The following is a 12,689-nucleotide window of genomic DNA, read 5'->3' as shown; positions in this document are numbered from 1 at the left end:
AATCTCACAAAAAACATTTAACATTTCACAAAAAGCATCTCACAAAAGAACATTTCACATTTCACAATAATGATCGTTATATCAAATCCAGTTGCGGTAGCAAACGAAATCAGCCTAATCCATTCTCTTTTTGAGGAGGGATTAGCGCTATTTCATGTCCGAAAACCGGAGTTTACTGAGATTGAGATGATGCAATTTATTGAGCAAATAAAACCTGATTTCAGGTCAAAATTGGTCCTGCATACACAGCATCAAATTGCTGATGCTTTTGGTATTAGTAAAATTCATTTTTCTGAAAGAGAACGAAATCAGACGTTACTATTTCCCTTTGAAAGCAAAACGGTTTCTACTTCTTCCCACACGATTGCGGATTTTAACGCTTTAGATCCAAACTTTGAATATGCTTTTTTAAGTCCTGTTTTTAAAAGTATTTCGAAAGAAAATTATGCTTCTGAAATTAATCTTTTTGAAGCAGTAAAATCAAGAAAAAACTTTAAGACAAAGATGATTGCTTTGGGCGGAATTTCTCCTGAAAATAGTAAAACAACGTTAGAAAATGGTTTCGATGGTATTGCCCTTCTGGGAGCGATATGGAATCATGAAAACCCTGTAAACCAATTTATATTATGTCAGAAAATCGTCCTTACGTACTCACTATAGCCGGTTTAGACCCCACTGGAGGGGCAGGTATTCTGGCAGATATTAAAACTTTCGAACAACATCAGGTTACGGGTTTTGCTATTTCAACGGCCAATACCATTCAAACCGAAAATCAATTCCATCACATTCAATGGACTGATTTAAGCTTTGTGCTTCGCTCTATTGAAACTTTGTTTGAAAACTATAAAATCAAAACCGTAAAAATCGGAATTACACCTAGCTTACCTTATTTAAATCGCATTCTTTCAACTATAAAACTGCTGTCTCCGACCACAAAAATTGTTTGGGATCCGGTTCTGAAATCAACAACAGCATTCGAGTTTATGAAAATTACGGCTGATTTGGATTTTCATAAAATTCTATCCAAAATTGATTTGATTACACCCAATTACAATGAAATAGAACTTTTGTTCCCTGGGTTTTTATCAAACAATCTTTGGATAAAAAACGAAGTTCCAACAACTATTTTACTCAAAGGAGGACACAACCCTACTAAAATCGGAACAGATTGTTTGTTTTTGAAAAATGAAATAGTTGAATTATTGCCTTCTGAAAAAAAATGCTTCGAGAAACACGGCTCCGGCTGTATTCTTTCGGCAGCTATAGCCGCAAATCTCGCATTAAACCAAGATGAAAAAGAAGCTTGTATCAATGCCAAAACCTACATAGAAACATACCTGAGTTCAACTTCAACATTAATCGGATATCATTATGTACAATAAATTACAATACATCTCGCAAGGAAATACAATCTCAAAACAATTGTATAACATTCACGAAGCACTTGATAGTGGTTGTGATTGGGTTCAAATGCGTTTCAAAAATCAAAATACTAAAAACTCTTTTGCGCTGGCTGAAGCAGTAAAATTTTTATGCGAAGAATACCTGGCCAATTTTATTGTAAACGACAATGTATATCTGGCACAACAAATTGCTGCCGACGGTGTGCATTTAGGTCTTTCGGACACCAAAATTGAAGAAGCAAGAGCCATTTTAGGAGATACTAAAATCATTGGAGCAACCGCTAATACATTTGAAGATATTCAAAATCACATTACAAACGGTTGTGACTACATTGGTTTGGGACCACTTCGATTCACCACGACAAAGGAAAAATTAAGTCCGGTTCTTGGTTTTGAAGGTTATTTTGAAATCTTTCAAAAATTAAAAGACAACAATTCTGAAATTCCGGTTTATGCTATTGGCGGAGTTATTTCTACCGATATCGACAGATTAATGGAAATTGGTGTTCACGGCATCGCCGTCTCCGGACTCATCACAAAAAGTGATCAAAAAGAAAAGCTCATTCAACAATTAAACGAAAAATTATATGCAAACGTCGTTATTTAATATTGGTGATAAAACCTTAACCTCACGCCTGTTTTTAGGAACAGGGAAGTTTGGTTCCAATCTCGAGATGGAACGTGCCATTTTAGCTTCAGAAAGCGAATTAGTAACTGTTGCCTTAAAACGAATTGATCTGGAAACCGATACGGAGACTATTTTAACGCATTTAAAACATCCCGGAATTAATTTGTTACCCAATACATCGGGAGCCAGAAATGCCAAAGAAGCCATATTTGCCGCGCAATTAGCCCGTGAAGCATTAGAAACAAACTGGCTAAAACTCGAAATACATCCGGATCCTAAATACCTGATGCCCGACGCGATTGAAACCTTAAAAGCCACAGAAGAACTGGCAAAATTAGGTTTTATCGTTCTCCCTTACATTCATGCTGATCCCGTTTTGTGTAAACATTTGGAAGATGCCGGAACTGCTGCTGTCATGCCGTTAGGCTCGCCTATTGGAAGCAATAAGGGTTTAAAAACTATAGATTTCTTAGAAATAATTATAGAGCAAAGTACCGTTCCGGTGATTGTAGATGCCGGTATCGGAGCTCCCTCTCATGCCGCAAAAGCAATGGAATTAGGTGCTGATGCTGTTTTAGTGAATACCGCTATTGCAGTCGCCGGAAATCCTGAATTAATGGCACAAGCTTTTAAAGAAGCCGTAATCGCAGGAAGAAAAGCCTTTGAAGCCAAACTCGGAAAACAATACAATCACGCAATTGCTTCCAGTCCTTTGACTTCTTTTTTATATGACTAATTTTTTTTATCACGCAGATTTTGCAGATAAAAAATCCGTTTAATCTGCAAAATCTGCGAGCAAAAAACAATAAAATGAAAACATTTAAATCGGTATTTAAAAACTACGATTGGGATACCATTCAATCCAGAATATACCAAACTTCAACTCGTGAAGTCGAACAAGCATTGGCCAAAACCAAACGCAATCTGGACGATTTTCTGGCGTTGATCTCACCCGCCGCATTGCCTTATTTGGAGACCATGGCGCAGCAATGTCATGAACTCACCAAAAAACGTTTTGGGAAAACGATTCAGATGTATGCACCCTTGTATTTAAGTAACGAATGTCAAAATATTTGTACCTATTGCGGTTTTAGTTTAGACAACAAAATCAAACGAAAAACACTCTCAGACGCAGAAATTAAACTTGAAGTAGAAGCTCTAAAAAAAACCGGTTTTGATCATGTTTTACTGGTTACCGGCGAAGCCAATTATACGGTGAATATTAACTATTTTCTAAATGCCATCACCCAGATCAAAGAGCAATTTTCGATTATTTCAGCAGAAGTACAACCACTTTCTACCGAAGAATACGAACGTTTGCATGAAGCCGGTGTTTACTCGATTTTAGTTTATCAGGAAACCTATCATCAGGAAGTTTATAAAAAATACCATACTAAAGGCAAAAAGTCAAATTTCGATTTCAGATTAGAGACTCCGGACAGAGTTGGAACAGCAGGGATTCATAAAATAGGATTAGGTGTACTATTAGGTTTGGAAGACTGGCGAACCGATAGTTTTTTTAATGCCCTACACATCGATTATCTTCAGAAAAAATACTGGCAGACGAAATACTCGGTTTCCTTCCCGAGATTACGTCCTGCGGAAGGAATTATTGAACCTAATTTTATAATGGATGACAAAGACCTAACACAGCTGATCTGCGCTTACCGTTTGTGGAATGAGGATCTTGAAATCTCTATTTCAACGCGTGAAAATGAGAAATTCAGAAATAACATCATTCCGATTGGAACAACAAGCATGAGTGCCGGTTCTAAAACCAATCCGGGTGGTTATGTTGTCGACCCGCAATCTCTGGAGCAATTTGAAATCAGTGACGAAAGATCCGCAGAAGAAATAGCGCAAGTCATAAAAAAATCAGGCTACGAACCGGTCTGGAAAGACTGGGACAGAACGTTTAGTCAGACGGTCTAAATACATCTCACATTTTACATTTCACACAAAAATAATGAGCATCATACAAGAATTTCTACGCTATAACAGACAAACTATACTCCCTGAAATCGGCGACGAAGGTCAGGAGAAAATCAAAAACGCAAAAGTATTGGTGATCGGTGCGGGTGGTTTAGGCTGTCCAATTTTACAATATATAGCTACCGCAGGAGTGGGAACAATTGGCATTGTCGATTTTGACACCATCGAGATACACAATTTGCATCGTCAGATTTTGTATACCGAAGATCAGGTTGGACAGGGTAAAGCCCTAACCGCTAAAAAGAAACTTGAGCAATTAAATCCCCTAATTACTGTTGTTGCTTTTGAAGAAAAACTTACTGCTGAAAATGCCATTTCACTCCTCTCCGATTTTGACATTATTGTGGATGGCTCCGATAATTTCACTACCCGTTATTTGGTCAACGATACTTGTGTAAGCTTAGGAAAAACATTGGTTTATGGCAGTATTTTAAAATTTGAAGGACAGCTTGCCGTATTTAACCATATGGGGAGTAAAAACTTACGCGATTTATTCCCTGAAATGCCTGACCCAAAAGAAGTCCCAAATTGCAACCTGAATGGAGTTCTAGGAACATTACCGGGAATTATTGGCACTAAAATGGCCCACGAAACTTTAAAACTAATAGTAGGACTACCTACATTAAAAAACGAATTGGTACTTTTTGATACCCTAAACTGGAACTTTACTAAACTGAAGTTTTAAGCAATATTTCCATAAACTCTTCCCTATCAATTTCCCTACAGCCTAAACTTTCTAAATGCGAATTATAAACCTGACAATCGAGAAGTTTGTAATTCGCTCTTTTTAAATATTCAACCAAAGCAATAAAAGCTACTTTGGATGCATTTGACACTTTCGAGAACATACTTTCTCCACAAAAAACATGGCCTAAATCAATTCCGTATAAACCACCTACCAAAACCTCATCCTGCCAAACCTCAACAGATTTTGCAATTCCCATTTCGTTTAACTTACAATAGGCATCAATCATTTCATTTGAAATCCAGGTTCCATTTTGACCGTCCCGTTTTATTTTCTGGCAGTTTGAAATAACGTCTTTAAAATTTTTATTAACGGTAACTTTAAACTGATTTCTGTTCAAAATATTCCGCATACTTTTAGACACGATCAGTTCATCGAGAAACAAAACCATTCGAGGATCGGGTGACCACCAAATAATAGGTTCACCTTCATTAAACCAAGGAAAAATTCCACTTTTATAGGCCAATTGCAGGCGTTCCGGGCTTAAATCTCCTCCTATAGCGAGAATTCCTTCTTCGTCGGCTTCTGAAACTGGCGGGAAAAATAAATCTTTAGACATGTAGTACATCTTTTTTTCTATAACTAAATATAATACTGAAATTCCAATACTGAAATTCCAAATTCCAAATTCCAAACTTTTGTGATTTTGATGCTTTCTGCGAAAGGCAAATTTTATTCCTTCCAAAATGCTAATTTAAATATTGGAAGTGCTCTTCTTATGTCATTTCGAGCGAAGTCGAGAAATCGCACAAGAAACTCCGTACAGTTTGTCATCCTGAGGAACGAAGGATCTACGTTTGCTGAATTGATACCGCTGAACTTCACTTTACGGATGATCTTGTGAAGATACTTCGTTCCTCAGTATGACAAAATTGCGAAAAATAGAAACGGAGCACCTTGTGTGATTTCTCATACTTCGAAATGACAAAAAATAATAAATTACAATACTGAAATTCCAAATTCCAAACTTTTGTGATTTTGATGCTTTCTACGAAAGGTCAAGTTTATTCCTGCTTAAATACTGAATTGAGTATTGGACGTGCTCTTCTTGCGTCATTTCGAAGTATGAGAAATCACACAAGAAACTCCGTACAGTTTGTCATCCTGAGGAACGAAGGATCTACGTTTGCTGAATCGACACTGTTGAGCTTCACTTTACGGATTATCTTGTGAGGATACTTCGTTCCTCAGTATGACAAAATTGCGAAAAATAGAAACGGAGCACCTTGTGTGATTTCTCATACTTCGAAATGACAAAAAAAGGCATTTAATCTAACTATCAATACAAAAAACAAATTCCAAATTCCAATTGTACGAACGAATTGGAATTTGGAATTTTTCCCGACAACAATCGGGATTGGAATTTAACCTTTTGGATTAACTCTTAGAAAGGTAAATCGTCCGGTTCGTTTTCGTTTATGCTTGTAGCCGGAGCAAAAGTTTCCGCGCTAGGCATTGGTGGCGCTTGTGAAGGTGCTTCGTTACCTACTCTTTCGATTCTCCAACCTTGAATACTATTGAAATATTTAGCCTCTCCTTGTGGATTAACCCATTCTCTTCCTCTTAAATTGATAGAAACTTTTACTGCCTCTCCTTGCTTATAGCTACTTAACAAATCGCATTTATCTTGCGTAAATTCGATTAAAATATGTTGTGGATATTGCTCATCAGTAGTAACAACTAATTCTCTTTTTTTAAATGAGGCACTAACTTGTTGCTCCGGGTTAACCACTTTTACTTTTCCTGTAACTTCCATCTTCGTTTATATTAATTATTGTTTCTTTTCTTATTTCTTAGCCAAAAGCACTTTCCATGCAGATGTTATATCATCTTCATTTAGATATTTTTTAGCCTCTAAATGTACTTTTTCCACATCATCAGAGCTTAAAACTCCTTTCACAGAAAAGTTTTCTTTTACAAATATACTAACTTCTTCTGTTGTGGGCAAGGTTTCTATATTTCCGAGTTTGCCCAGATCATTTCCGTCAAAAACATTGCTTTCTTTGATAAAATCCGGAATCATATCTACTCCAATCCCTAGAGTTGTAAGTGGTTTTGGCACTTCAAAAAGTCCTTGATTTGATCTTGAATACCAATTACTTCCCAATCTTGAAACCAAGTCAATTTTATGTTGATCGATTGCTCCGTTTTCGTCCAAAATAGCTTCGTGAATATGAATTTTCACTACTTCACACAGGATTAGATTTCCTGCCCCTCCTTCGGTTCCTAATGGAATAATCTGCGTGACTTTGCACTCAAATTGCACCGGAGATTCTTTTACACGATATGGTTTTACTAAATCTGACGGAATTTGTGTCAGTCCGGCCTTTATAAATTCATTTACACCTTCTCCATATTCTGTACTGGACAGCGAAGTTTGTTGCACCAAATCATAATTCACCACATTGATTACCACCTCACGAGTTGCTTCGGCATTGATTAAAGTATGTTTAATCGTATTGTCGCGCACGCGTCTTGAGGGTGAAAAAACCAAAATTGGCGGATTAGCACTAAACACATTAAAGAAACTAAACGGCGACAGATTCGGAATTCCTTTTTCGCTGATAGTACTTGCAAAGGCAATAGGTCTCGGCCCAACGGCACTCTGCAAATAGCCGTGCAATTTTGCTGTTGGAATCTCTTTTGGGTCAATGGTAATCATAATTTTTTGGTTTTAACCGAATCTCTTTTCCGGCGAGTACAAAAGTATAGAAATCGTTTCTGCCAAAGAAATACTTTAGACTTAAAAACAAAAAAACTTTTGAGCACCACAAAATTTAACTGTGTTTATTTCGTTATATTTATACCACAAAAATAAAAATATGTTTTTTTCTGAAAGAAGAAATACTACCCGTTGGGTTATTATCAGCATCTCCTTTTTAATCATTTCTCTGATTCTCTGGAACACTTATACTTTTTTTCAAATTTTTAAAAATGAAGAAAGGATAAAAATGAAACTATTAGCCAATGCTCAGATTGCATTGATTAATGCGGATGAAAATACGGATCTCGAACTTCCGCTCCAGATTTCCAGCAACAACAACTCTATTCCGGTCATTCTTACGATGTATGACAAAATTCTGACTACAAGAAATGTTCCTGAAACAGTCTTGCAGGACGAGAAAAAATCAATCGCTTTTCTGAATGGTTTAAAAAATGAAAATGAGCCTATTGTCTTTGAATATGCACCGGGAAAATATCAAAAACTATATTATGGTAATTCGTCTTTACTGAATAAACTTAAATATTATCCGATTGCTTTATTGCTGATTATCTTTCTTTTTGGCGCTCTGATTTATAATTTTTACAGAAGTACCAAAATGGCCATTCAAAATAAATTGTGGGCGGGGATGGCTAAAGAAACAGCACATCAGATTGGCACCCCTTTATCTTCTTTAATTGGCTGGGTTGAAATCTTAAAAACAGAAGAAATAGATCAATCGATCACATCAGAAATCGAGAAAGATGTCGAACGTCTTCAAACCATTACAGATCGTTTTTCAAAAATTGGATCCGTTCCAGTTTTAGAAGTTCACGATATTGTGACAGAGACTTTAAACAGTTACGAATATTTACAATCTCGTTTCTCTAAACAGGTTGCTTTTTCACATCAGGTTCCAAAAGAGCCTATTTTGGTCTCCATAAACCCGATTCTGCACAGTTGGACTATCGAAAATCTGGTAAAAAATGCCATTGATGCCATGAAAGGAAAAGGAACTTTAGAGCTTCAAATTGAGCAGGACGCCCATCATGTAAAAATAAATGTAAAAGATTCCGGAACAGGAATCCAGAAAAAACAATACAAAACCATCTTCGAACCCGGTTATACAACTAAAAAACGCGGCTGGGGATTAGGACTTTCGCTAACGAAAAGAATCGTAGAAGAATATCACAATGGTAAAATAAAAGTTTTACACTCCGAATTAGGAAAAGGAACTACTTTTCAGATTCAATTAAATAAAAAAGTGCAGTAAAATCTAATTTAACTGCACTTTGAACTATTTTTAAGGCTTATTATAAATTCGCCTGAATACTTTTAGCTAAAGCTTCAAATTCTTCTTTAGAAAGTGATACTTTGTTTTGAAAACGCATCTCATCCATTTCATTCAAAGGAATTAAATGTACGTGGGCATGCGGAACTTCTAAACCTACAACAGCGATACCGACTCTTTTGCACGGAACTGTTTTTTCTAAGGCAATGGCAATTTTCTTAGAGAACTTCATTAACCCTAAATACAATTCGTCTTCCATCTCAAAAATCTTGTCGATTTCTTGTTTTGGAATACAAAGCGTATGTCCTTTGGCGTTTGGATTTACATCTAAAAAAGCCAAATAATTATCGTCTTCAGCAATTTTATAAGCCGGAATTTCTCCGTTAACTATTTTGGTAAATATTGACATTGTTTATTCGTTTGTTTGGTAAATCGTTTAACCGATTGCATGATTAAACCGTTAAACTTAAAAAAATTAGTCTCTTGAAATTTCAAGAATCTCAAATTTCAAAACACCATTAGGTACTGTGATTTCGGCAACTTCTCCAACCGATTTTCCAAGTAAACCTTTTCCAATAGGAGATGTTACTGAAATTTTTCCGGTTTTAAGATCTGCTTCACTTTCTGCAACTAATGTATATTTCATTTCCATTCCGTTGCTTTGGTTCTTGATTTTAACATTTGAAAGCACCAATGCTTTAGAAACATCTAATTGTGATTCATCTATTAATCTGGCGTTCGAATATACTTCTTCTAATTTGGCAATTCTCATTTCCAACAGCCCTTGTGCCTCCTTAGCGGCATCATATTCTGCGTTTTCAGATAAATCTCCTTTGTCTCTTGCTTCTGCTATATCCTGAGATGCCTTTGGACGCATTACACTTTTTAAGTGCTCCAATTCATCTTTTAGTTTTTTTAATCCTTCTGCTGTATAATAAGATACTTTACTCATAACTTCGTCGTTTATATAAATACAAAAAATCCCATCGGGACGGGATTTCTTATTACAAATATACTATTATTTTTTATAGTACATAATTATATGTTAATCATATGGAATTCAAATCTAAATAATTTATTTTTGTTTCACTAATTCAACTTTAAATAATGAAAAAAATCTGGCTGTTAACCCTCTTTGTTTCTGTGCTTTTTTCTTGTAGCGACAGCGGTAAGAGCAACAAAAACCCGAATCTGCCGAATTATTCTGTTAATGCGTATCTGGACACTAATTTGCCTTTATACAGCAATCTGAAATTTATCAGTAATCCTGTATTTGTTCCCAATTTCGGTGCACAAGGATTAATCGTAATAAAAACGGGCGAAGGAACTTACAATGCTTTTGATGCCGCTTGTCCTAACGAAGCTGCAAATGCTTGTGCTCCATTGAAAATTGACGGATTAAATGCAGTTTGCTCCTGTGATAAAAGCGCTTACAATCTTTTCTCGGGACTTGGTAACAAAGAATACCCCTTAAAACAATATCGGGCTCAGTTAACTGGAACTGTACTTCATATATACAATTAATAAAAAAAGCCTGAAAATGTAAAACTTTCAGGCTTTTTTGTTTTTGAATATCTTATTAAAATTTCAACGTTAATCCTACCAGGCAATTAATTCCCGCCTGAGGATAATAGCCCGGTACATCAAAAGTACTAACAGCAGAAGTAACCGGGTCTTTTATATCATACGTATAAAAGAATCCATTACTCTCATACTTTAGATCAAAAATATTATTGACTAATGCTGATAACATAATTGATTTAAAAACTTTTTTAGGTTTAATTTCATAAGAAACATTCAAATCATTTACGAAATAACTATCTAGTTTTGAAACATCCGAATCAATATTTCCCATAAATTGCTCTCCTACAAATTTAGAAAGCAATGAAATTTGCAAGTCTTTAATTGGTATAAAAGTCAAACGATTACCTGCAATTACTTCAGGAGAAAAAGCGATATTGGTTTCACCCAGATTCTGTAAAACTCCATCTCTGGTAAAATGATAATCCTTGTTTTTATTTTGACTCAACGTAATATTAGGTTGAATATACCATTGTTCTGACAACTTAAGTGTTGCGTCAACCTCAATACCTGCTCGGTAACTATCGCCGCTGTTGGCACGCAAAGGAGCACCTACATCATTTAACTGACCGGTTAAAACAAGTTGGTCTTTGTATCCCATAAAATAGAAATTGGTATTCAATTGAACGTTATCTGAATTAAATCTCCAACCCAACTCAAAGTCATTCAATTTCTCCGGTTTTACATTTCCACCTTCGTAATCGCTTCTATTTGGCTCACGATTCGCTCTGGCGTATGAAAAGTATAAAATATTCTTATTGTTGATTTCAAAATTCAAACCCGCTTTTGGATTAAAAAAATTAAAATGATCATCAACCAAACCTGTTTCGGCACTATTCGCTTTGTAAGTCACTTTTCTGTATTGCAAATCACCATAGAAACTCAATTTATCCGTTAATTGATAATTGGCTTTCGCAAAAATATTTCCGTCCGTTTTTGTCGAAAAATCATCATAGTAACGGTCTCCTAATTCTGTTTGACCGGCATTTCTTGCCCAGATTACTTTTCCGTAATGACTTCCCTCGTACTTATTCCAACCACCACCAAAGATGATATCCAGCTTTTCGTCTTTATACTTTACAGAAAAAGTGGTTCCGTAGAAATCATTATCCAACCATTTTTGGCGAATTAAATCTGTTCCGGGAACTAAATCTCCATTATCATTTTCAACCATTTTTGTAGGCAGTATTCCTCCGTAACCCTCAACAGGCTCATTATATTTGTAATTCTCAAAATAGCCAAGTCCTTTGGTATAATGAAAAGCTAAATTAGTACTCCATTTATCTGAAACCGATTCACTCCAGTGTAATTGATAATGATCTTGTTTGTAATTATCCGTTTCATTGTCATAAAAGCGTGTATTTCCTGCTTCGTCCTCGAACTTTCCGGCAGAATTATACGTACGATCTTCGTCTAATTTTTTCGCACTAATTCCGTTCCATGACTGGTACGTCTTTTCTGTTCCTCCAAAAACTAAGGCTTTGATTAAAGTAGTTTTACCAACATAAGTACCTTGTAAAAAATAAGACTTCAAATCAGAACTTGCTCTGTCTACATATCCGTCAGATTTTAGGGCTGACAAACGTCCGGCGATTTCAAAATGGTCATTAAGAAGCCCGGTACTGAATTTTACGGTATGTTTACGGGAATTAAAACTTCCAAAGGAATTTGAAATTTCTCCATTAGCTTTTGAAGCATATTTATCTGTAAGCATATTTAAGCTGGCACCAAAAGCTCCCGAACCATTCGTCGAAGTTCCAACACCACGCTGCAATTGCAAACTCTCAACCGACGAAGCAAAATCGGGCATATTTACCCAAAATGTTCCCTGACTTTCGGCATCATTGTACGGAATTCCGTTGATCGTAACGTTAACTCTTGTAGCATCACTACCACGTACTCTGATTCCGGTATATCCCATACCATTTCCTGCATCAGAAGTGGTCACGACAGAGGGCAAGTAATTCATAAGAATTGGAATGTCCTGACCCAGGTTTCTAAATTGGATTTCCTTTTTACTCATATTGCTAAAAGATACTGGTGTTTTTGTGGTCACACGAACGGCCGAAACCAATACATCGTCAAGCTGATTGACTTTGGTTGAATCTTGTTGTTGCGAAAAAGAAACCAGAGAAGTAAATAAAGAAAATAAAACAAGGAAAAATGACTTGTAGTGGGTCATTTTAAAAAACTTTGAACTGCTGCTACTTTGAACCTTTGCAGCTGAAATACTTAAAATAGTTTTCATCCGTAAAAAAATTACGAATAAAAGGGGGAATTATTCTTTTGTTAAATTAATAAAATTGTTTCACGACAAAATAGAGTTTATACGCTAAAATTTGTCGTTT

The 12,689-nt window shown here is 35.9% G+C and carries 14 protein-coding genes; 8 read left to right on the top strand and 6 right to left on the bottom strand.

Annotated features, from left to right (window positions below; genetic code table 11):
* The first annotated feature begins 69 nt into the window (after window positions 1-69).
* The 6 genes from ACHRV5_RS10005 to ACHRV5_RS09980 all read left to right on the top strand — a co-directional run bounded on the left by ACHRV5_RS10005 (window position 70) and on the right by ACHRV5_RS09980 (window position 4,708).
* Window positions 70-660 carry a thiamine phosphate synthase gene (locus ACHRV5_RS10005; protein WP_395426641.1) on the top strand — a complete coding sequence of 197 codons (591 nt, stop codon included), beginning with the start codon at window positions 70-72 and terminating at the stop codon, window positions 658-660.
* Window positions 627-1,382, top strand: coding sequence for a bifunctional hydroxymethylpyrimidine kinase/phosphomethylpyrimidine kinase (locus ACHRV5_RS10000; RefSeq protein ID WP_395426640.1), 756 nt, complete (start codon window positions 627-629; stop codon window positions 1,380-1,382). The genes ACHRV5_RS10005 and ACHRV5_RS10000 overlap by 34 nt, the downstream gene beginning before the upstream one ends.
* Window positions 1,372-2,010 carry a thiamine phosphate synthase gene (locus ACHRV5_RS09995; RefSeq protein ID WP_395426639.1) on the top strand — a complete coding sequence of 213 codons (639 nt, stop codon included), beginning with the start codon at window positions 1,372-1,374 and terminating at the stop codon, window positions 2,008-2,010. The genes ACHRV5_RS10000 and ACHRV5_RS09995 overlap by 11 nt, the downstream gene beginning before the upstream one ends.
* Window positions 1,991-2,767 (top strand): thiazole synthase, encoded by a 777-nt coding sequence (locus tag ACHRV5_RS09990; protein ID WP_047773034.1) that lies wholly within the window; start codon window positions 1,991-1,993, stop codon window positions 2,765-2,767. Before ACHRV5_RS09995 ends, ACHRV5_RS09990 begins: the two co-directional genes overlap by 20 nt.
* 74 nt (window positions 2,768-2,841) lie before the next feature.
* Window positions 2,842-3,963, top strand: coding sequence for a 2-iminoacetate synthase ThiH (gene thiH / locus ACHRV5_RS09985; RefSeq protein WP_395426638.1), 1,122 nt, complete (start codon window positions 2,842-2,844; stop codon window positions 3,961-3,963).
* Window positions 3,964-3,997: 34 nt separating this feature from the next.
* The gene (locus ACHRV5_RS09980; RefSeq protein ID WP_395426637.1) at window positions 3,998-4,708 is read left to right on the top strand and encodes a HesA/MoeB/ThiF family protein; all 711 of its coding nucleotides are present in this window, start codon (window positions 3,998-4,000) and stop codon (window positions 4,706-4,708) included.
* Here ACHRV5_RS09980 and aat read toward each other — a convergent pair.
* The 3 genes from aat to ACHRV5_RS09965 form a co-directional block, all read right to left on the bottom strand.
* Window positions 4,692-5,336: a leucyl/phenylalanyl-tRNA--protein transferase gene (gene aat / locus ACHRV5_RS09975; RefSeq protein WP_395426695.1), complete on the bottom strand. Its 645-nt coding sequence runs from the start codon at window positions 5,334-5,336 to the stop codon at window positions 4,692-4,694. The two genes, ACHRV5_RS09980 and aat, sit on opposite strands and share 17 nt — an antisense overlap.
* An 816-nt stretch (window positions 5,337-6,152) precedes the next feature.
* Window positions 6,153-6,524 carry a DUF3127 domain-containing protein gene (locus ACHRV5_RS09970; protein ID WP_047773029.1) on the bottom strand — a complete coding sequence of 124 codons (372 nt, stop codon included), beginning with the start codon at window positions 6,522-6,524 and terminating at the stop codon, window positions 6,153-6,155.
* A gap of 30 nt (window positions 6,525-6,554) precedes the next feature.
* Window positions 6,555-7,430, bottom strand: a complete 876-nt coding sequence (locus ACHRV5_RS09965; protein ID WP_395426635.1) for a flavin reductase family protein — start codon at window positions 7,428-7,430, stop codon at window positions 6,555-6,557.
* Window positions 7,431-7,590: 160 nt separating this feature from the next.
* On the opposite strand from ACHRV5_RS09965, the gene ACHRV5_RS09960 reads away from it, so the two are divergent.
* Window positions 7,591-8,742, top strand: coding sequence for a sensor histidine kinase (locus tag ACHRV5_RS09960; RefSeq protein WP_395426633.1), 1,152 nt, complete (start codon window positions 7,591-7,593; stop codon window positions 8,740-8,742).
* A gap of 40 nt (window positions 8,743-8,782) precedes the next feature.
* Here the strand turns inward: ACHRV5_RS09960 and ACHRV5_RS09955 are convergent, their stop codons facing one another.
* On the bottom strand, window positions 8,783-9,169 hold the full coding sequence (locus ACHRV5_RS09955; RefSeq protein ID WP_047773024.1) for an HIT family protein: 387 nt from the start codon (window positions 9,167-9,169) through the stop codon (window positions 8,783-8,785).
* Between the two features lie 66 nt (window positions 9,170-9,235).
* Entirely contained in the window at window positions 9,236-9,712 is a 477-nt protein-coding gene (gene greA, locus ACHRV5_RS09950) for a transcription elongation factor GreA (RefSeq protein ID WP_029271926.1), read from the bottom strand.
* A gap of 155 nt (window positions 9,713-9,867) precedes the next feature.
* Here greA and ACHRV5_RS09945 point away from each other — a divergent pair, with 155 nt between their 5' ends.
* Entirely contained in the window at window positions 9,868-10,284 is a 417-nt protein-coding gene (locus ACHRV5_RS09945) for a hypothetical protein (protein ID WP_047773023.1), read from the top strand.
* 55 nt (window positions 10,285-10,339) lie between these two features.
* Here ACHRV5_RS09945 and ACHRV5_RS09940 read toward each other — a convergent pair whose 3' ends face one another.
* Window positions 10,340-12,589 carry a TonB-dependent receptor gene (locus ACHRV5_RS09940; protein ID WP_395426632.1) on the bottom strand — a complete coding sequence of 750 codons (2,250 nt, stop codon included), beginning with the start codon at window positions 12,587-12,589 and terminating at the stop codon, window positions 10,340-10,342.
* Window positions 12,590-12,689: the final 100 nt, after the last annotated feature.

The sequence above is a fragment of the Flavobacterium sp. FlaQc-52 genome (assembly GCF_044007495.1).
Classification (GTDB): Bacteria; Bacteroidota; Bacteroidia; order Flavobacteriales; family Flavobacteriaceae; genus Flavobacterium; species Flavobacterium cupriresistens.
The sequence above is the reverse complement of the archived record's forward strand: the minus strand, read 5'-3'. Positions and strand labels throughout refer to the sequence as shown.